The sequence below is a fragment of the Caballeronia sp. LZ062 genome (genome assembly GCF_031450785.1).
GTDB lineage: Bacteria > Pseudomonadota > Gammaproteobacteria > Burkholderiales > Burkholderiaceae > Caballeronia.
The window spans coordinates 658,091-677,970 of sequence record NZ_JARTWB010000001.1 but is presented as its reverse complement, the minus strand read 5'-3'; the positions used below and the strand labels follow the sequence as shown (position 1 = coordinate 677,970).

Below are 19,880 nucleotides of genomic sequence, written 5' to 3'. Positions count from 1 at the left end.
ACTCCCGACGATCTCCCCCGTGTTCCCCCGCGCATGTCGGATGTTGCGCGGCTCGCAGGCGTTTCGAAGATGACAGTGTCGCGCGTGCTCGCGGGCCATAGCGTCGCGTCGGCGACGCGCGAGCGCGTACAGAACGCCATCGACGAACTCGGCTACGTGGCCGATGCCGCCGCCGGCGCGTTGTCGTCCGGGCGCTCCGAGTTCGTCGCAGTCATGGTGCCGTCGCTCGCCAGCTCCAACTTCTCGGATACCGTCCGCGGCCTCGCCGCCGCGCTGGAACCACACGGCTTGCAACTTCTCATCGGCGACACGGACTATCACCTCGACCGCGAGGAGAGCCTCATCCGTTCGATGCTGCGACATCAGCCGCGCTGCGTCGCGCTGACGGGCTCGCGTCACACCGATGCGACCCGTACGCTGCTGCGCCGGTCCGGCGTGCCCGTCGTCGAGATGTGGGACTTCCCGACCGATCCCATCGACGCCGCCGTGGGCTTCTCCAACGTCAACGCCGCGCGCGAGATGGTGCGCTATCTGGTGAAGCGTGGCCACGAGCGCATCGGCTTCTTGGGCGGGGCGAGCGAACTCGATCGACGCGGCCTTGACCGGCTCAAGGGCTTTCGTATGGAGATGAAGGCGCAAGGCCTCGACGCGGAACGTGTCGTGCGCCTCGGCGATTCACCGATCACGATGAGCCACGGCGGGCCTGCTATCGCTGCGCTGCTGACGACGTGGCCGGACACGCAAGCCGTGATGTGCGTCAGCGACATGTCGGCCTTTGGCGCGATAATGGAATGTCACCGGCGCGGGATGTCGGTGCCCCGCGACATTGCCGTGGCCGGCTTCGGCAATTTCGAGGTGGCCGCATGCTGCACGCCTTCGATCACGACGGTATCCGTCGATGCATACGGTATCGGTTTGCGCACGGGCGAAGTGTTGCTGGCGGCGCTCGAAGAACGGGAACAGGGCGTTATCAAGCGCGCGAGCAAGCGCATCCGCATCGGTTATGAGGTGCTGGCCCGAGAGAGCGCCTGAACGAAGATGTTGCGGAAATGCGTGCTAACATCACGCGATGTTACCGGTAACTAAACTTGGGTTTCGAGCGCACAGCGCGAGAGCAAACCCTACGGAGAGAGACGCCATGTCGCAACAGACACCCCGCCGCCTGCGCAGTCAGGAATGGTTCGACGACCCTTCGCACGCCGACATGACAGCGCTGTATGTCGAGCGTTTCATGAACTACGGCCTCACGCGCGAAGAGCTGCAGTCGGGCCGGCCGATCATCGGCATCGCGCAGACCGGCAGCGATCTTGCGCCGTGCAACCGGCATCACATCGAACTCGCTGCGCGCACGAAAGCCGGCATCCGCGATGCCGGTGGCATTCCGATGGAGTTTCCCGTGCATCCGCTCGCGGAGCAAAGCCGCCGTCCGACTGCCGCGCTGGATCGCAATCTCGCTTATCTCGGCCTCGTCGAGATACTGCATGGTTTTCCGCTCGATGGCGTCGTGCTCACCACCGGTTGTGACAAGACCACGCCCGCCTGCCTCATGGCGGCGGCGACAGTCGACATGCCCGCCATCGTCCTGTCGGGCGGCCCGATGCTCGACGGCTGGTACGAAGGGAAGCGCGTCGGCTCCGGCACGGTCATCTGGCATGCGCGCAATCTGCTCGCGGCCGGCGAGATCGACTACGAAGGCTTCATGCGCCTGACGACGGCTTCGTCGCCTTCGATCGGGCACTGCAACACCATGGGCACCGCGCTCTCCATGAACAGCCTGGCCGAGGCGCTCGGCATGTCGTTGCCCACGTGCGCGAGCATTCCTGCTGCGTATCGCGAGCGCGGACAGATGGCCTACGCAACAGGCAAGCGCATCGTCGACATGGTGCGAGAGGACATGCGTCCGTCCAAGATCATGACGCGCGATGCGTTCCTCAACGCAATCGTCGTTGCGTCCGCGCTCGGTGCGTCTACCAATTGCCCGCCGCATCTGATCGCGATTGCGCGGCACATGGGCATCGAATTGAGTCTCGAAGACTGGCAGCGTTACGGGGAGCAGATTCCGCTTATCGTCAATTGCATGCCTGCGGGTGAATATCTCGGCGAGAGTTTCCATCGCGCGGGCGGAGTGCCGGCGGTGCTGCGTCAACTGGATGCAGCTGGACTCTTGCGCCGCGATTGTCTCACCGTGTCGGGCCGCATGATCGGCGAGATTGCCGACGATGCAGCCGTGGCGGATCACGACGTGATTCGGACTGCAGAAGATCCGCTGATGCACGCCGCAGGCTTCATGGTGCTCTCGGGCAATTTCTTCGACAGCGCGATCATGAAGATGTCGGTGGTCGGCGAGGCGTTCAGAAAGACGTATCTGAGCGAGCCCGGCGCGGAGAACGTGTTCGAAGCGCGTGCGATCGTCTTCGATGGCCCGGAGGACTATCACGCGCGCATCAACGATCCGGCGCTCGAAATCGACGAGCACTGCATTCTCGTCATTCGCGGTTGCGGCACGGTGGGTTATCCCGGCAGTGCGGAAGTGGTCAACATGGCGCCGCCTGCAGAGCTGATCAAGCGAGGCGTCGATTCGCTGCCCTGCATGGGCGATGGCCGCCAAAGCGGCACGTCGGCGAGTCCGTCCATTCTCAACATGTCGCCGGAAGCCGCTGTCGGCGGCGGCCTTGCGCTCTTGCGCACGAACGACCGAATTCGCGTGGATCTGAATGCGCGCTCCGTCAACGTTCTGATCGACGAAGCGGAACTCCAAAGCCGAAGCAAGGACGCCGCATTTGCGGCGCCGGTGGCGCAGACGCCGTGGCAAGAGCTTTATCGGCAGACTGTGGGGCAGCTATCGACGGGCGGATGCCTCGAGCCTGCGACGCTCTTCCTGAAGGTCATTGAAACGCGCGGCAATCCGCGTCATTCGCACTAGACGGCCAAGTCGCTCACAGGCGCGCGTCGCGGGGTCGCGCGTTTTGTGGCTTTGCCTTGAGCTTCGGCGTCTTGCCGTTTTCGATGTAGCCCTGCACCGCATCGGCTGCGTCGTAGTAGTCGCGCTCGTCGAGCCAGTGCCATACGGCCGCGAGGAAAAGGCCGAGCCCTGCATGGCCGCAATGCGCGATGACATCGGCGATGCCTTCTGCGAGCGCCTCGTCGCGTCCGGTCGCCGTGAAGGCGCTCGCGATGTGCGACGCGCTGCGCGAAACGAGCATCGCGTGCATCGGGTGAAGTTGCGGATTGAACGTGCGTGAAGCGAGATTTCTGTATTTGCTGCCGCCCATGGGGCCCCCGTGTCTTGCCGGCGTACTGCGCATCTGCATACGCGTCGCCGTTGGTTCTTTGAGTCGCTGACTTCAGCGCCGGGAGACATAGGCAAGAAGCGGGCCGACGGCGCGCATCTTGCTCTAGCGCCTTTGTTCGCGGGGCTGCGGTAGGTGGTCATCACCCGCGCGCACGCGATGCAACACAACTCTCTTCTCCCTTTCTACATTCCGTATGAACGAATGTGCAACGCGGAATGCGCCAACCAAGACACGCTATGCGCAGCGCTAAAGATGCCATCAACTTTCTTCGAACGTACGCGCGCACAGCCGTCTGTACGCTAGCCCTCATGACGGGATGCGCTGCCGGCAACTCGGCTGTGAGCGACGAAGGATCTGCACCGTCCAGCGAGCCGCAGCCGCTGCATCATGCGAAGCGCACGTCGTCGGGTTACGAGAATAACTACGGGCATCTGCCGCGCGAATCGTTCTGGAAATGGCAGTGGGAACGCTTCACGCAGGGCCTGCCCAAACCGCCCGCGAATGGCTATCAATTTCCGATGGCGCATCCCGACACTGCTTTTCTGAAAGTGAACCGTAGTGTCGATACGCTCACGTGGATCGGACATTCGACCGCGCTCGTACAGATCAATGGCGTCAACGTTCTTACCGATCCAGTGTTTTCCGAACGTGCTTCGCCGTTCACCTTCGTCGGACCCAAGCGCAAGACGCCGCCCGGGCTAACGCTCGACGAGCTTCCGCACATCGACATCGTGCTTATCTCGCACAATCACTACGATCACCTCGACAAGGCGAGCGTGGAGGCGCTGAACCGGCAAGCTGGCGGGCCGCCGCGCTTTCTGGTGCCGATGGGCGTGAAGGCGTGGATGACAAGCGTCGGCGTGACCAACGCGGAAGAGCTGGACTGGGGCGATGAAACACATACTGCCGGCCTCGATATCTGGTTCACGCCGGCGCAGCACTGGTCCGCTCGCACGCCGTTCGATCGCGCGGAGACGTTGTGGGGCAGTTGGGTGGTCAAGACGCCGCCGGACGCCGCGCATCCTTATTCGTTTTTCTTCGCGGGCGACACAGGATATTCCGCTGACTTCCGCAACATAGGCGCGCGCTTCGGGGCCTTCGATCTCGCGTTGATTCCTATAGGCGCATACGACCCGCGCTGGTTCATGCATGCGCAGCATGTCGACCCGGAAGAGGCTCTGCGCATCTTCCAGGACATTCACGCGAAGCGGGCTATCGGAGTCCACTGGGGCACGTTCGAGCTTACCGACGAGCCGCTCGACGAACCGCCGCGCCGTCTCTCAGAAGCGGTCAGAAAGGCGGGACTGCCTGCCGATGCGTTCACGGTGCTCATGCATGGCCAGACCATTCGTCTGGACGAGTCGACAGAAAAGCAATCGCTAAGCAATCCGTAATATAGTGACCAAAACAAAGCGCGTGGGCCGTCGAGCCCGCGCGCTTTGATTTCAACCTATGCGATCAAGCAATCGTCATCGCCTGAACACGCCGAGCAGCAGCGTCGCGAGGAAGATCACGATGAAGATGAAGAACAGGATCTTGGCGATTTCCGCCGCGCCGGTTGCGATACCGCCGAAGCCGAAAAAGGCAGCGATGATCGCGATGATGAAAAATATTGCAGCATAACGGAGCATGAGGCCTCCTACGGGGGATCGGTTGGTAGTTCGATTTGCATGCGGACTGGAACCGTTGCCGCCTTCGCTCATCGGTCGTGCCGCGCTTTTGTTCAGGGTGTGGCGGCACGAGGGGTCAGAGCAACCGCTGTGCCTAAATCGGCGCACGTGTCGCCAGGAGAAATGAAAACGCCGCAATGCCCGACGTTATCGGGCCATTGCGGCGTGGCGCGCGCTCGCGAAAGCTATCGGGCGGGCGTGCGATCGGAGTCGTCGTCCTCGTCGTCGTCTTCGTCATCTGTGCGGCTCTGCGCATCCCGCAGGTGATTCTCCAGTTCGTCGCGCTCGATCTGATCGGCGAGGTCGAGGGCTTTGCGCGTCGCGGGACCGGATGGGCGATTGGCTCCAGACATGGCGTACTCCTTGGACGGATTTCGAGGCCGCGCCATTAAGTGTGGCGCGAAAGAACGTGCAGGATGGGCATGCCGCATCGGGCAACGAAGCCGCCGAGCAGGCTGCCGTAACGAATCGCTTAAGGGACGTTTGGACGCGCGATTGTCGCGGGCAGACTGACAGAAACACGGGAAGAAACACGCCGTCCCATTCTTGCAAGCGGGACGGCAAGTTTTGCCTGGCCAGCGCGTACGCCGAGTATGCGCCGGTCCGGCGTGGCGGCAAAGTGCTTTATCGCCGGCGTGAATAGCGTATCGAACCGAGCCTCACTCGAACAAGTGCGCCACGATCGGATAGAGCGACAACACGAGCAACGCCGCCATCGTCAGATTGAAAACGCGCAACAGGCGCGGATTCGCAAGAAAGCGCCGCAGCGACACGCCGAACGCGGCCCAGGCCGTGATGCACGGCAACCCGATCACGATAAACACGACCGCCATGAACGCCGCATTCAGCGAAAGACTTGCGTGCAGATGAATGGTCGTCGCGGCGGTCAGCACCATCATCCATGCTTTCGGGTTGACCCATTGAAACGCCACGGCTTCATGAAAGCGCATGGGGCGGCGCTCGCCGTCGCGCGTCTGCACGGACGACGACGTGCCGATCTTCCACGCAAGATACAGCAGGTAGGCGATGCTCGCGGCCTCCAGCACCGAATAGAGCCACGGCAGATGACCGAACGCTTCGGCGAGACCGAAGCCGGCCGCAAGCATTAGAAGCGCCACGCCCGCGCTGATGCCGAGTACATGAGGCACCGTTCGCCGCAGACCGAAGTTCACGCCCGAGGCGAGCAGCATGGTGTTGTTGGGGCCGGGCGTGATGCTCATCACGAGCGCGAAGAGCGCGGCCGCGGGCAGGGCGCTGAGCAGGGTCGAGGTCATGGCGCAATCCGAGTGGAAAGATCGATTGCTGCCAGTGTACGGGCGCGCATCTGTACAGTACCGGTACAGATGCGCATATGAATCCCGGTACGGCGCGCGTTCCGCTGGTACGCGCGCGGCGTGAACATTTACACCGGAGACGGATTGCGCTCCGCGAAGCCTTCCTGATGCCAATACGGATAAGCGGGCCGCACCTTGCTGGCGTCATCGAGCCGCTTGACCTGCTCGGCCGTGAGCTTCCAGCCGACCGCGCCGAGGTTCTGCCTCAGTTGCTCCTCGTTGCGCGCGCCGATCAGCACGGTGGCCACTGTCGGGCGTTGCAGCAACCAATTGAGCGCAATCTGCGGCACGGTCTTGCCCGTTTCCTCGGCGATGGCATCGAGCGCATCGACGACGCGGTACAGATATTCGTCCGGCACGGGCGGCCCCATGTCGGCCGTCTTGTGCAGCCGGCTCGATTCGGGCAGCGGTTGCCCGCGCCTGATCTTGCCGGTGAGACGTCCCCAGCCGAGCGGGCTCCACACCACTGCGCCGACGCCCTGATCGAGACCGAGCGGCATCAGTTCCCATTCATAGTCGCGGCCGATGAGCGAGTAATACGTCTGGTTCGCGACATAACGCGGATAGCCATAACGGTCCGCGACATCGAGCGATTTCTGCAGGTGCCAGCCCGAAAAGTTCGATACGCCCGTGTAGCGGATCTTGCCCGCGCGCACGAGATCGTCCAGCGTCGAGAGCGTCTCTTCCACGGGCGTTTTCGCATCGAAGCCGTGCAGCTGGAACAAGTCGATGTAGTCCGTCTGCAAACGCTTCAACGCATCGTTGACCGCGTTGATGAGATGAAAGCGCGATGACCCGACGCTGTTGGGATCGTCGGCATCGAAACGAAAGGTGGCTTTCGTCGAGATGAGGACTTTCTCGCGTCGCCCTTTGAGCGCCTCGCCAAGAATCGATTCCGACGAGCCGTGCGAATAGATGTCGGCGCTATCGAACATCGTGACGCCGGCATCGAGGCAGATGTCGACGAGCTTGCGCGCTTCGCTCACGTCCGTCTCGCCCCATGCCTGAAAGAATTCACCCTTGCCGCCGAACGTGCCGGTGCCGAAGCTAAGCACGGGAACCTTGAAGCCGGAAGCGCCTAAGTGTCGATATTCCATTGCATGTCCTTTGCGTTGAACGCTGCGTTGAAGAGGGATGTCGTTCACGCGTCGCGGTGAACGCCGAACGTCGATTGACGAGACTACCGCAAGCGTCGCCTGCGTGCAGCGGCTGTCCACCTGAACGCGGGCATGAGGCTTGCAAACTCCTTGCGCAACGTATGTCACTTGCATCCCAACACGGAGAGCGTTTGAACGACACCATCACGGGCGTTTCCCGTGCGAACGCCAAGACCACCGACGACGTCGGCACACCCTTCTTCGAGCCCGGACGCAACTGCGCAAGCGTGCGTCATGCGGACCGCTTCAGCCTGCTTATCGACGGGTCGGATTATTTCCGCGTGCTGCGCGAGGCGATCACGCGGGCGGAGCGCACGGTGTTCATCCTCGGCTGGGATATCGACAGCCGCATGAAGCTCACGCCCGAAGGCGCGCACGACGGCTATCCCGAAGCCCTTGGCGACTTCCTGCATGCCATTGCCGCCGAGAAGCGCCGCCTGCGCATCTATATCCTCGCGTGGGACTTCGCGATGCTCTATGCATTCGAGCGCGAATGGCTGCCCGTGTACAAGATGGGCTGGCGCACGCATCGGCGCATCGCGTTTCAGATGGACGGCAAGCATCCGCTCGGCGGTTCGCAGCATCAGAAGATCGTCGTGATCGACGACCGTCTCGCGTTCGTGGGCGGGCTCGATCTCACACGTTCGCGTTGGGATACGCCTGCGCATTCGCCTGCCGATCCGCATCGGCGCGACGCCAACGGTGCGGCGTATCAGCCGTTTCACGACGTCCATACGATGTTCGACGGCGAAGCTGCACGCGAGATCGGCGTGCTTGCACGCGAGCGTTGGTCGCGCGCGTGCGGCAGACGGCTCGCCATTCGGGCGCATCGCGCCGCGTTGCAAGGCGATCCGTGGCCGCCATCGCGTGCCGTCGACATCGACGATGTCAATATCGCGATCTCGCTCACCGAACCCGCGTATCTCGGCCGCCCCGCCGTGCAGCAGATTCGCACGCAGTATCTCGATGCCATTGCGCGTGCGCGGCGCAGCATCTATATCGAGAACCAGTACTTCACTTCCGGCTCGATCGGTGCGGCGCTCTCCGATTCGCTGGCGCGCGAGGACGGTCCCGATCTCGCCATCGTGGTGCCGCGGAATCAGAGCGGCTGGCTTCAGGAAGTGACGATGGGCGTACTGCGCGCGCGTCTGCATACGCTGCTCAAGCAGGCGGACCGGCATGGCCGCTATCGTCTGCTTTGTCCGACCGTGCCCGATCTCGGCGAAGAGATCGTCAACGTGCACAGCAAGCTGATGATCGTCGACGACGCGTTGCTGATCGTCGGCTCGGCGAATCTGAACAATCGCTCGATGGTGCTGGACACCGAATGCAACGTGTCGATCGATGCGGGCGCCGACGCGCGTATCCGCCGCGCGATTGCGAAGATGCGCGACACGCTGCTTGCCGAACATCTCGGCTGCGAAGTGGCGGACGTCGCGCGCGAACGCGAGGCGTGCGGCGGCCTGAATGCGGCAATTGCGGCGCTTTCGCGCGACCGCGACGAACATCGCACGCTGGTGCCGCTCGATCCCGTGGTGTCGCGCGAACTCGATCAGCTGATTCCGCCCGATGCGCTCATCGATCCCGAAGCGCCCATCGCCGCCGACGAACTCGTCGACCAGTTCGTGCCGGCCGAAAAGACTCGGCCGCTCATTGGTCGCTTCGCGCTGCTCGGCGTGCTCGCGCTGATGATCGTCGGTCTGGCTGCGGCGTGGCACTGGACGCCGCTCGGCGATTACGTGAATCTGAAGTCGCTCACGACCGCCACGCGGCGCATCGACGCGTTGCCGCTCGCGCCGCTATGGATCGTGCTCTCCTTCGTGGCGGCCGCCGTGATCTCGGTGCCCGTCACGCTGCTGATCGCGACCACGGGCCTGGTTTTCGGCGCGGGATGGGGCAGTGCTTACGCGTTCACAGGCACCATCGCGGCCGCGGCAGTCTCGTATCTGCTCGGTTTATGGCTCGGCCGCGACGCGGTGCGCAAGCTCGCGGGCGCGCGCGTGAACCGGCTGTCAGAACGCGTCGCGAAGCGCGGCATCGTCGCGGTTGTCGTGTTGCGGCTGCTGCCGGTCGCGCCCTTTGCCATCGTGAACATGGTGGCGGGCGCATCGCATATTCGTATGCGGGACTTTCTCATCGGCACGCTGCTCGGCATGGGGCCAGGCATTCTGCTGACGGTCGCGTTCGCGCATCAGCTCGTTGCTTCGCTGCGGCATCCGACTATCGGCTCGTTCGCGGTGCTGATCGGCATCGGCGCCGTGTTGCTTGCCGTGTCGATCGCGCTGCAACGCTTCCTCGGCGGTTCGAAGCCGCAGGAGGACATTGCGCACGAAGGCGCGCCGAGCGACGAAGACAAGTCACGCGCCAGTGACGAAGCGGCGCGCGCAAGCGTCTTGCGTCATCGCAGCGCGATGCCGCGCGACGCGTCGCCTGATGCGTCGCCGAACGCATCGCCCCGCAGCCACGACGAGGTCAACTCATGACGTTGATGCACGACGCCGGAATCGACATCGAACGCGCGAGCGCAGCGCGCGCCAAGGAACTGCGCATCGCGACGTACAACGTCCATGGCGCGGTGGGCGTCGACGGCAAGTTCGCGCCGGAGCGCATCGGTGAAGTCCTCGCCGAAATCGATGCGGACATCTTCGCGCTTCAGGAAGTGCCGCTCGGCGGCAGCACGGCGCCCAACGTGCTCGACATGCTGCAACGCATGACGAACCTGCATGCGGTTGCCGGCCCGACGCTCGATACACCCGAGCGCCGCTATGGCAACGCGGTGCTGACGCGCTATCCGGTGCAGGCCGTGCGCACGCTCGACCTGTCGTTCGGCAGCCGCGAGCCGCGCGGCGCGCTCGACGCCGACATCGATTGCGGCAGCGAAACATGGCGTGTCGTCGCAACGCATCTGGGCCTCGCATCGAGCGAGCGGCGCGCGCAAGTGGAACAGGTGCTGCAGAGCTTCGACACGCCCGCGCTTCCCGTGATCCTGCTCGGCGATCTCAACGAATGGTTCGTCTACGGCCGCACGCTGCGGCGCCTCGTCACGCACTTTCATCGCGCGAGCGCGCTACGCACCTTTCCGACGCGCTGGCCGCTCTTCGCGCTGGATCGGATCTGGGTGCATCCAGGTGAACGGCTCATGCGTGTGGACGTGCATCGCACACGGCTTTCTCGCATTGCATCCGATCACTATCCGCTTATCGCGCATATTGCGAATGCATCGACGAGCAGTCGCCCATGTCAGCAGGACGCCACGCAGCGACAAGAAAAGCCCTGAAAAAACGATATAAAAACGCAAAAGACTCGCACGAACGCGTCCGGCGTATGTAGAATCCGGCGTGATACGCACGCATCGGTGCGGACGTATTCGATATCAACGACCACACAGGTAGGAGAAACATGCCGACTTCCGCAAAAACCGCTGCTAAGAAAGCCCCGGCCAAGAAGGCCACGGCAAAGACCGCCGCACCGGCAAAGAAAGCAGCCACGAAGGTTGCCGCGAAGAAAGTAGCCAGCAAGACCGTTGCCGCCAAGAAGACGCCGGGCAGCTTCGCACCGGTCAAGGACACTTTCACGAAGGCATCGCTCGCAGCGCATCTCGCAGAGCGCGCCGAAGTGGATGTGAAGGCAGTCAAGGCCGTGCTGGTCGCGCTGGAAGACACCATCCTCGGTTCGGTTCACAAGAAGGGTTCAGGCGAATTCACGCTGTCGGGCCTGTTGAAGATCTCCGCGCAAGCCGTTCCGGCGAAGAAGAAGCGCTTCGGCAAAGACCCGTTCACCGGCGAAGAGCGCTGGTTCCCGGCGAAGCCCGCAAGCGTGCGCATCAAGGCACGTGCGTTGAAGAAGCTGAAAGACGCCGCAGCCTAAGTTATAGAATCGCGCTCGACGTTCCCGTCGGTGCCTGAAGAGGCCAGCTTTCCTCGCGGAAAGCTGGCCTCTTTTGCATGGGTTGTATTAGCTGTCGCGCGTGCTCGCTTCGTCGAAGAGAGACGCCACCCAATCCACGAAAACCCTGACACGGGCCGACAATTGACGGCTATGCGGATACAGCACGGACACCGGCATCGGTGGCGGCGGGAACGCGCTCAGCAGGCGTTGCAGGCGACCGTCGGAAAGCGCATCGTCGATGTGATAGCGCGGCACTTGCACGATGCCTAAGCCCGCAAGCGCCGCCTGCGTGTAAAGCTCGACGCCTGTCACCGATATCGCGGACGCAAGCTCGACCGTCTCGATGCTTCCGTCGACATTGAATTCGAGCGGCACCGCGCGACCCGTCGCGCTCGATATGTAGTTCACCGCGCGATGCGTTTCGAGCGCATGCAAGTCTTCCGGCACGCCATGCCGGGCCACATATGCGGGGCTCGCCACGGTGACTTGTTCGAGCAGCGCAACGCGTCGCGCGATCATCGACGAGTCCTGCAGCGTGCCCGCGCGCAGCACGCAATCGACGCCTTCCCGAACGAGATCGACGAGCCGGTCATCTTCGCCGACGTGCAGTTCGATCTGCGCATGACGTTCGAGAAACGCGGGCAGCGCGGGCACGAGGAACCGTCGCGCGAGCGTGCCTTGCAGATTCACGCGCAAGAGGCCCTTCGGTTCAGCATGCCGAAAGGAACCTTCCGCTTCTTCGAGGTCTTGCAAGAGACGCACGCAGCGCCGGTAATGCGCTTCGCCGTCGTGCGTGAGGCGCACCGTGCGCGTCGTGCGTTCGAGCAGGCGCGCGCCGAGCCGTTCTTCGAGACGCTTCATCAGATTGGTGACGGTGGCGCGCGGCATCTGCAAATCGTCGGCTGCCTGCGTGAAGCTGTGCCGCTCCGCAATGCGCACGAAGACCTGCATCTCCTGAAACCGATCCATGTTCTTGGCCTGTTGTTTTGCGTTGGATTGTTGAAGCAACCGGAACGATGATACTAAGCCGCGCCCAATGATCGCCTGAACCGAATGATTCATCATGCTCCACATCGAACAGCCATTTGAAGGAGCGAGTCATGAATCAGGCACAAGCGAAACGCGTGGTCATCGTCACGGGCGCATCACGCGGCATCGGCGCGGCAATTGCGCGTAGGCTCGCGCGGGAAGGCTTCGCCGTCGCGGTCAACTATGCATCGAGTGCGAGCGAAGCCAATACGCTCGTCGACGAGTTGCGCACGGCAGGCGGCGCGGCGATCGCGGTCAAAGCGAACGTCGCTTCAGCCGATGACGTCCGCCGCATGTTCGACACGGTCGAAGCCGAACTGGGCAAGGTCGATGCGCTCATCAATAACGCAGGCGTGCTGAAGCCGACGCCGCTCGCCGATACCAGCGACACGCTCTACGACCAGACGTTCGACATCAACGTGCGCGGCACCTTCAACGCGCTGCGTGAAGCGGCCTCGCGCATGAATGACGGCGGGCGCATCGTGAACTTCTCGAGCACCACGCTCGCGCTGAACATGCCGGGCTATGCCGTCTACAACGCGACGAAAGCGGCCGTCGAAGCGTTCACGCATGTCTTCGCGAAGGAGTTGCGCGGGCGGCGCATCACGGTGAACGCGGTCGCGCCGGGACCGGTCGCGACGGCGCTTTTTTCTCGACGGCAAGACCGACGAGCAGATTGCGAACTTCGCGAAGATGCCGCCGCTGGAACGTCTCGGCCAGCCGGACGATATCGCCTCCGTTGTAGCGTTTCTCGTCGGCGAGGATGCAGGCTGGGTCAACGGGCAAGTACTGCGCGCAAACGGCGGCGTGGCCTAAGACAGCGCGAGTTGTGCGGCGCTCGCGTGCGGCACGGCAACGCTGCGGCGGCGCGGCGCAGCGCGCTTCTTGTGCGATACAGCCGGCAACGCAAGCGCCTGCTGGATGACGAGGCTGAATGCCGGACGCGCATCGCACGCCACCCATTCGACTTGTCCCGATGCGAGTCGTTTGGCGATCAAGCTGTACACGTCGGCATCGAATGGACGAAGCTCGGGCGCGTCTGCGAGCAGCGCGGCGATCTCGTCTCGCGACGCGCACGTGCCCACATAGCACCAGCGATCGATCACGTGCCATGCTTCGCGGCCCGTCTCTGCATCGCGTTCGGTAATCGCGACGGGACCCTCATGCGGCCAGCGCACGATGCGCGAAGCATCGAGTGCTTCCAGCGCGCGCGCCGCGTGATCCGTGAGCGATTCCACGCCTGCGCACGCGCCGAGGCAACGCTTCACCTGAAAGCCGAAGCAGCCGCGCGTTCTCCCGGGCGGCGCTTTTTCCAGGCCGAGCGTCGCATGGCAGAGGTTGTGTTCATCAGCGAGATGACGCATGAACGCATGCGCCTTGCCGCGCGATGGAAAGACGCCGAAGAGATGTGGCTCACGTGAGAGGTCGCGTTTGTCGGCGCGCAGCAGAACGGGCGCGGGCGCGCCGGGCAGCCATTGCCACGCGCACGCCGGGGACGCGCGCTTGAGCAGGCGATTGTGAACCGGCCGCAAGTCCTTCACGAGCTTCGCTTCGAGCAGCAGCGCGCCGAGTTCGCCGACCGTCTCGCGATGTTCGATCCGCCGTATCGCCTGCGAAATGGACAAGTCCTTCGCGAGCCGATGATCGCCCGAGAAATGCGCCGTTACGCGCTGCTTCAAGTTGATGCTCTTGCCAACGTAAAGCGTCACGTCGTCGTCGCCATGAAAAAGATAGACGCCGGGCGTGGATGGCAGCGCGTCGAGCGCGCCTTCCGGCAGCGCGGCGGGCAAGCTCGCGCGCTTCACGAGCGTCTTGATGGCGGCATCCACCAGGTCTTGGGAATACAGCGCGTGAATCTTGAGCCAGAACTGCCAGAGCAGATCGGCATCGGCGAGCGCGCGGTGGCGTCCTTGCGGCGCGAGATCGAGCCGCGCGATGAGCGCATCGAGACCGTGCCGCTCGACCGATGGAAAGAGCGCACGCGACAGCCGCACGGTGCAGAGCGTATCGGCGCGAAACGCGATGCCTGCGCGACGAAATTCGTTCTTCAGGAAGCCGTAGTCGAAGCGCGCGTTATGCGCGACGAAGAGCTTGCCGTGCAGCCGCTCGGCCAGCGCCGGCGCGAGCGCTTCGAACGTCGGCTGACCGCGCAGCATGGCGTCGTCGATACCCGTGAGGCGCGAGACGAACGGCGGCACCGGCACGCCCGGATCGACGAGCACGCTCCATCGCTCGATGCCCGCCGTGCTCGCCTCGACGACGCCGATTTCGGTGATACGGTCCACGGTTGCATCGCTGCCCGTGGTTTCGAGGTCGACGAAAACAATGGGACGCGCGAGCCCGGCGAGGAGGGCATCGGCGAGGAAATCTTCTTGCATGAAGGCAGCGGGGACGAAAGAGGCCGGGGTGCGCCGAGTCTAGCGCGAAAAGCGCATTTGCATTCATGCTCAAGCCGCGGCGTGCAATTGCCGTTAAGCAAAAACGTGCATACGCGATGCGATGCGCAGGCAGATCAGTACAATAGTGGCTTGGCTTTTTGTTTTCGGAAATTTCGACATGACTTACTGCGTGGGCATGTGCGTGGACGAGGGTCTCGTCTTCTTGTCCGACACGCGCACCAACGCTGGCGTCGACCACGTCAGCGCCGCTCGCAAGATGGCTGTTTTCGAGCAGCCGGGCGAGCGCGTGATCGTGCTGCTTGCCGCCGGCAACCTCGCGCTCACGCAAGCGGTGACGCAATTGCTCTCCGAGCCCGCCGACCATCACGCGCCGACGCTCTATAGCTGTAGCACGATGGCGGAAGCCGCGCGCATTGTGGGCGATGCCGTGCGCGAAGTGCATCGGCGCGATGCGCTGTCGCTCGCGGAATTCAGCGTCGACTTCAATTGCAGCTTTATTCTTGGCGGGCAGATTCGCGGGCAGGGTCCGCGCCTCTTCATGGTGTACGCGGCCGGCAATTTCATCGAATCGACGCGCGTGTCGCCTTATTTTCAGATCGGCGAATCGAAGTATGGCAAGCCGATCATCGACCGCGTGATCACGCCGGCGTCGCCGCTCGACGAAGCCGCGAAATGCGCGCTCATTTCCATGGATTCGACGCTGCGCTCGAATCTCTCGGTCGGTTTGCCGCTGGATCTTCTGGTGTATGAAAGGGACGCGCTGCGTGTCACGCGTTTCGCCACGCTCGACAACAACAGCGCGTACTACCAGATGATCAACCGCACGTGGGGCGAGCGCCTGCGGCAGCTTTTCGGCGAGATTCCGAACCCGACGTGGACCGATCTCGCCGACGTGCCGCTGCGTCGTCGGGAAGCGGACAATACGGTGCCGCGGCTCGTGATCGGCGACCTGCCCGCCGGTCCGGACGCACCCGCGCAGACGCTCGCACAGGACGTCGAAGGCGCGGGAAACGCGCCGCAGCATTGACCAGTTAGCGGGCGTCGGCCGTGCATTGCAGCGGCTGCGCGATGCTCGCCTTGATCGCCTGCATGTTGCGCGGCGAGTCCGCGAGCACGGCGTCGATGCCGAGACACGCGGCCGCGCGATAGTCCTCCGCATTGTCGATCCCGATGGCGAGCACATGCGTCTCGCCTCGCGCACGGAAGCACGCCAGCGCCGCTGGCGTCCACAACTTCGCTGTGACAGGCGAACGCGCTTCGCCGAGCGTGAAGGTCTCGACCAGTTCCATCTGCCTTTTCCACTCGAATGCAGCCCACGTACGGGGCTGCGGCGGCTCGGCACACCTTTGCCCCAAGGCGACGGCAGCGAGCCGTTCACGCGTCGCATCGCGCGATTCGAACAGCCGCGCCTGCGGATACGCGGCGAATGCGGTCTGATAGGCCGCGTCGGTGGAGTAGATCAGCACGCGGGACCACGCGTTGGCCGCGTCGAGCACGCGAGCGACGGCGGCTGCCTGCGGCTCGGCGGGCAGCGCCTTCATGTCGAGGATCACGGGCACCCGCGCGGGAATGGCGCGCAGCGCTTCCTCGAGCGTCGGAACTCGCACGGGATGCGCGCGATACGGATATGACCTTGCGCCGAAAGCATCGAGACGGGCGAAGTTCCAGCCTGCGTTCAGGCGCTGCAACGCGTTCAGATTCAGGCTCGCGACGGCACCGTTGCCGTCCGTATTCGCCGACAGATCCGCCGGGCGATACAGCACCGGCACGCCGTCGCGCGTGATTTGCACCGAGAGCCAGATGGCGTCCGCGCGATGTTCGAGCGCGCCCGCGATGGCGAGCAGCGTGTTCTCCGGGAAATCGGCGGTGCCGGCGCGATGCGCGACGATCATCGGCAGCGCGGGCGGATCGTCCGCGAACGCGTGCGCGACGCCGCTCGCGGCGAGGCAGGCGCAGGCGATCCAGCGGAGCGGGGTTAACATCGAAGGGACTCCTGAGAGCGGTATCGAAAACGCGATTCTGCCTTTATCCGGGCGCGCGGCCCCGTCGAGCGATTCGGCGGCGCATAAAAAAACAGCCATCGGAGAACCGATGGCTGTTCGAGATACCGCTTGTCCGCTGACGCGGCACTCGCGTGCCACGCCCGTCGGTTTTTCTTAGAACTTGTGACGCAGGCCGATCAGGACCAGTTCCTGGTGGCTGCGGCCGCTGTCGAAGCCGAAGTCGCTGATCGAAGCCGTTGCGCCGGTCGTCGAGGTCGAAACGCCGTCCGCGTTGTTCACGCGTTGCGTGCCGCTTGCGTGCTGATATGCGCCGACCGCGTAGACATCCGTGCGCTTCGACAGCGAGTAGTCGGCACCGATCGAAGCCTGGTGATACGTCGCCGACGTGTCGCCGCTGCCGTGCGTGTACGTGTAGCCGAGGCCGAGCAACGTAGCCGGCGTCAGCTGGAAGTTCACGTAGCCGTTGCCGACGTTGAACTTCTCTTGCTGGCGGAACAGCGAGTTGCCGTCGTTCTTGTACTGCGCGAAGCTGTACGACGCGCCGACCGTGAACGGACCGAAGACGTATTGGCCTGCGCCGCGTGCGATGTCGATGGCGTGGGCCGTCGAGTAGCCGCCGTTGATGACGCTGTTGAACAGCGAATCCGACGACGGGCTGTTCCAGCCGGTGTTCGTCGTGGTCAACGGAGCGCGGCCTGCGCTCGGGTTGTTCACGGAGAGGTAGCTGGCTGCGATGGAGAACGGACCGTTGGCGTACGTCGCCGCGCCGCCCCAGGTCATGCCCTGGCCGGTGGCGCCTGCCAGGTTGCTGAAGCCGTAGATGCCTTCGAACTGGAAGCCCGAGAACACCGGCGACACGTACTTGACAGCGTTGCTCACGCGCAGGCTGTTGTCGTAGTTGTCGACGTCACCCGGCGTGGCGAACGCAGCGCCCCAGTAGTTGTCGGCCGTGAGGCCCTGGACCATGTCGACCGACGGGTCATATTGACGACCCAACGTGACCGTACCCCACTGGTTGCCGCTCAAACCCACGAACGCCTGACGACCGAACTCGCGGCCACCCTGGTTCAGACGACCCGTACCCGGATCGAAGCCGCTTTCCAACTGGAACAGCGCCTTCAGGCCGCCGCCGAGGTCTTCCTGACCCTTCAAGCCCCAACGCGGGCCGGACAGCGTGCCGTTGACCATGCCGAACAGATGGTCGCCCGCCACGTTGGCATGGCTGACATAGGCAATGCCCGTATCGATCACGCCATACAGCGTCACGCTCGTTTGGGCCTGTGCTGCGCCAGCTGCGCCGAGCAGTGCCAGCGAGAGGGACGTCAGTGCGAATCGTTTCATCGAATTCTCCACGCGAATGATTAAAATCGTTGTTACCGGCGCAGAGAATAACGCAACGTTTCGTTACCTTAGAAACGAAAAAAAATGGACTGTCTCTAAAAAGACACAGTGACAGGAAACGCCCGCCCCGCGCGGCATTCGCGTCGGTTTCCGAATGATTTTCAGGACGACAGAGCCGCGCTTGAAAAGTTCCTCGCGCAGTTTGACGCGCGCGGCGTCAATTAAGTCACCGCGGCGATTGGTGTTGAATCCGATAACAAACGGCGTGTGCGCCCGTTCTTCCAAATTACGCATAAGCCGCAGTTCAGGCGTCGCGCGAGCGATCTTCGTCGCGCCGCGAAAGCAGCGCCACGGCCACGCCCGCCGTCGCCGCGACCAGCACGGCGCGCCACGGGTGACGCTTGACGGCGGCATTCGCCTGCGACGCCTTGCGCCCGGCGCCCACCATTGCGACGGCGGTAGCGCGCGTGGCCGTCGACTCGGCGCGCGCCACTTTGCGCGACAGTTCTATTGCGCGCTTCAATGCGAGCGCGGCCTGGCGCGTGGCGCCGCCGCTCGAAAGCCGCGTGTACTGCGGGCGCGCGCTTCGAGCGTCCGGCGTTGTCGGTGCGAGCGGCTGCGATTCGGCAGCCGCCATGCCGACGCGCGTGGACGCCGCGAGCATCGAACCGATCTTTGCGCGGCTGCCGGGCGGCACGCTGCCGTTGTCCTGCACGCCCCACGCGCCGCGCGGATCGTGCATGCGTGCGCGCGCAGCCGAAAACTCCGCGCCCAGCAGCAACACCGCCGCCGAAAAATACAGCCACATGAGCAGCACCGCGAGCGAACCGGCCGCGCCGAACGCGCTTGCGGTTCCCGCGTGCGTCAGATAGAACGCGAAGAGCTTCTTTCCCGCCGAGAAGAAAATCGCCGCGACCACGCCGCCGACGAGCGCGTCGCGCCATTGAACGGGGGCGTCGGGCAGAAACTTCAGGAGCGCGCCGAACGCCACGGAAAGAATCGCGAGTCCTACGACGAGTTGCACCACATCGCCGATGATCACAAACGGCGAATCGCCCCACAGCCACAGGCCGACCGCCTGAATCGCGGTATCGAGCACGAGCGAGACGATCAGCAGAAATGCGACGCCCAGCACGAGACCGAACGACACGAGCCGCACGCGCACCATCGCGAGCACGCTGGAACGCTGCTCGCCTGTGAGCGGCCACACGATATTGAGCGCCGTATTCAGCGACGAAAACGTCGCCGACGCGCCCACGGCCAGCAGCACGAACGAGATGATCGCGGCCAGCCCCGTTCCGCCGCTGCGATGCGCGTTCTCCACGATGCTCTGCACGCCGGCCGCCGCCTGATCGCCGATCAGCCCGTTGACCTGATGAAAAAGCTGCCCGCGCGCCGCTTCCGGCCCAAACACCCAACCCGCCACCGCGATCACCATGACGAGCGTCGGGGCGAGCGAGAACGCCGAATAGAACGCAATGCTCGCGGCCATCGCGGCGCAGCGATTTTCGGAGAACTGCTTGAGCGCGCCGAGCGCCCACGACGCATCTTTTTTGACTGCGGAACCTATTTTTTGCGTGGAAACGGAGCTCATGACGAATCTCTCGGTTCAATCGAACGGTGGCGGCGCGGGCCTGCGGCGCATTGCGCGGACCCCCGAGCGGTAAATGCAACCGATCGAGCAGGTTCCGTTCCAAGACAGGCGCAAGCGGGCGAAGCACATATATAAGAACATTGCTATGATCGCGCCTGCCGCGACGGGACGC

At 63.8% G+C, this 19,880-nt stretch carries 17 protein-coding genes and 1 pseudogene; 8 read left to right on the top strand and 10 right to left on the bottom strand.

The genetic code is table 11. From position 1 onward, the window contains the following. The first annotated feature begins 33 nt into the window (after positions 1-33). On the top strand, positions 34-1,032 hold the full coding sequence (locus tag P9239_RS03170) for a LacI family DNA-binding transcriptional regulator (protein ID WP_309749606.1): 999 nt from the start codon (positions 34-36) through the stop codon (positions 1,030-1,032). A gap of 106 nt (positions 1,033-1,138) precedes the next feature. Continuing rightward, positions 1,139-2,923 (top strand): IlvD/Edd family dehydratase, encoded by a 1,785-nt coding sequence (locus P9239_RS03165; protein WP_309749044.1) that lies wholly within the window; start codon positions 1,139-1,141, stop codon positions 2,921-2,923. Between the two features lie 13 nt (positions 2,924-2,936). Here the strand turns inward: P9239_RS03165 and P9239_RS03160 are convergent, their stop codons facing one another. After that, positions 2,937-3,272: a hypothetical protein gene (locus P9239_RS03160; RefSeq protein ID WP_309749043.1), complete on the bottom strand. Its 336-nt coding sequence runs from the start codon at positions 3,270-3,272 to the stop codon at positions 2,937-2,939. A 329-nt stretch (positions 3,273-3,601) separates the two neighbouring features. Here P9239_RS03160 and P9239_RS03155 point away from each other — a divergent pair, with 329 nt between their 5' ends. After that, positions 3,602-4,687, top strand: a complete 1,086-nt coding sequence (locus tag P9239_RS03155) for an MBL fold metallo-hydrolase (protein ID WP_309749042.1) — start codon at positions 3,602-3,604, stop codon at positions 4,685-4,687. Positions 4,688-4,762: 75 nt separating this feature from the next. Here P9239_RS03155 and P9239_RS03150 read toward each other — a convergent pair whose 3' ends face one another. The 4 genes from P9239_RS03150 to P9239_RS03135 all read right to left on the bottom strand — a co-directional run bounded on the left by P9239_RS03150 (position 4,763) and on the right by P9239_RS03135 (position 7,394). Further along, positions 4,763-4,924 (bottom strand): DUF1328 family protein, encoded by a 162-nt coding sequence (locus P9239_RS03150; protein ID WP_309749605.1) that lies wholly within the window; start codon positions 4,922-4,924, stop codon positions 4,763-4,765. A gap of 224 nt (positions 4,925-5,148) precedes the next feature. Then, the gene (locus tag P9239_RS03145; RefSeq protein WP_309749041.1) at positions 5,149-5,316 is read right to left on the bottom strand and encodes a hypothetical protein; all 168 of its coding nucleotides are present in this window, start codon (positions 5,314-5,316) and stop codon (positions 5,149-5,151) included. Positions 5,317-5,622: 306 nt separating this feature from the next. Further along, positions 5,623-6,237: a LysE family translocator gene (locus P9239_RS03140; RefSeq protein WP_309749040.1), complete on the bottom strand. Its 615-nt coding sequence runs from the start codon at positions 6,235-6,237 to the stop codon at positions 5,623-5,625. Between the two features lie 128 nt (positions 6,238-6,365). Next, entirely contained in the window at positions 6,366-7,394 is a 1,029-nt protein-coding gene (locus P9239_RS03135) for an aldo/keto reductase (RefSeq protein WP_309749039.1), read from the bottom strand. A 161-nt stretch (positions 7,395-7,555) separates the two neighbouring features. Between P9239_RS03135 and P9239_RS03130 the strand changes: the two genes are divergently transcribed. From P9239_RS03130 to P9239_RS03120, 3 genes are all read left to right on the top strand, one after another. Next, positions 7,556-9,937 carry a VTT domain-containing protein gene (locus P9239_RS03130; protein ID WP_404980169.1) on the top strand — a complete coding sequence of 794 codons (2,382 nt, stop codon included), beginning with the start codon at positions 7,556-7,558 and terminating at the stop codon, positions 9,935-9,937. Further along, complete coding sequence (locus P9239_RS03125; protein WP_404980168.1) at positions 9,934-10,731, top strand: endonuclease/exonuclease/phosphatase family protein; 798 nt, start codon at positions 9,934-9,936, stop codon at positions 10,729-10,731. The genes P9239_RS03130 and P9239_RS03125 overlap by 4 nt, the downstream gene beginning before the upstream one ends. 122 nt (positions 10,732-10,853) lie before the next feature. Continuing rightward, positions 10,854-11,321, top strand: a complete 468-nt coding sequence (locus tag P9239_RS03120; protein ID WP_309749038.1) for an HU family DNA-binding protein — start codon at positions 10,854-10,856, stop codon at positions 11,319-11,321. A gap of 87 nt (positions 11,322-11,408) precedes the next feature. On the opposite strand, the gene P9239_RS03115 is transcribed toward P9239_RS03120, so the two are convergent. Then, on the bottom strand, positions 11,409-12,311 hold the full coding sequence (locus P9239_RS03115) for a LysR family transcriptional regulator (protein WP_309749037.1): 903 nt from the start codon (positions 12,309-12,311) through the stop codon (positions 11,409-11,411). A gap of 131 nt (positions 12,312-12,442) precedes the next feature. On the opposite strand from P9239_RS03115, the pseudogene P9239_RS03110 reads away from it, so the two are divergent. After that, positions 12,443-13,187: pseudogene (locus tag P9239_RS03110) on the top strand (SDR family oxidoreductase). Here the strand turns inward: P9239_RS03110 and P9239_RS03105 are convergent. Then, positions 13,184-14,749 carry an exonuclease domain-containing protein gene (locus P9239_RS03105; protein ID WP_309749036.1) on the bottom strand — a complete coding sequence of 522 codons (1,566 nt, stop codon included), beginning with the start codon at positions 14,747-14,749 and terminating at the stop codon, positions 13,184-13,186. The pseudogene P9239_RS03110 and the gene P9239_RS03105 overlap by 4 nt on opposite strands. 178 nt (positions 14,750-14,927) lie before the next feature. On the opposite strand from P9239_RS03105, the gene P9239_RS03100 reads away from it, so the two are divergent. After that, positions 14,928-15,797: a proteasome-type protease gene (locus P9239_RS03100; RefSeq protein WP_309749035.1), complete on the top strand. Its 870-nt coding sequence runs from the start codon at positions 14,928-14,930 to the stop codon at positions 15,795-15,797. A 4-nt stretch (positions 15,798-15,801) separates the two neighbouring features. On the opposite strand, the gene P9239_RS03095 is transcribed toward P9239_RS03100, so the two are convergent. The 3 genes from P9239_RS03095 to P9239_RS03085 all read right to left on the bottom strand — a co-directional run bounded on the left by P9239_RS03095 (position 15,802) and on the right by P9239_RS03085 (position 19,708). After that, positions 15,802-16,752 carry a glycerophosphodiester phosphodiesterase family protein gene (locus P9239_RS03095; RefSeq protein ID WP_309749034.1) on the bottom strand — a complete coding sequence of 317 codons (951 nt, stop codon included), beginning with the start codon at positions 16,750-16,752 and terminating at the stop codon, positions 15,802-15,804. Positions 16,753-16,926: 174 nt separating this feature from the next. Continuing rightward, positions 16,927-18,114, bottom strand: a complete 1,188-nt coding sequence (locus P9239_RS03090) for a porin (RefSeq protein ID WP_309749033.1) — start codon at positions 18,112-18,114, stop codon at positions 16,927-16,929. Between the two features lie 304 nt (positions 18,115-18,418). Then, positions 18,419-19,708, bottom strand: coding sequence for a YihY/virulence factor BrkB family protein (locus P9239_RS03085; RefSeq protein ID WP_309749032.1), 1,290 nt, complete (start codon positions 19,706-19,708; stop codon positions 18,419-18,421). Between the last annotated feature and the right edge of the window lie 172 nt (positions 19,709-19,880).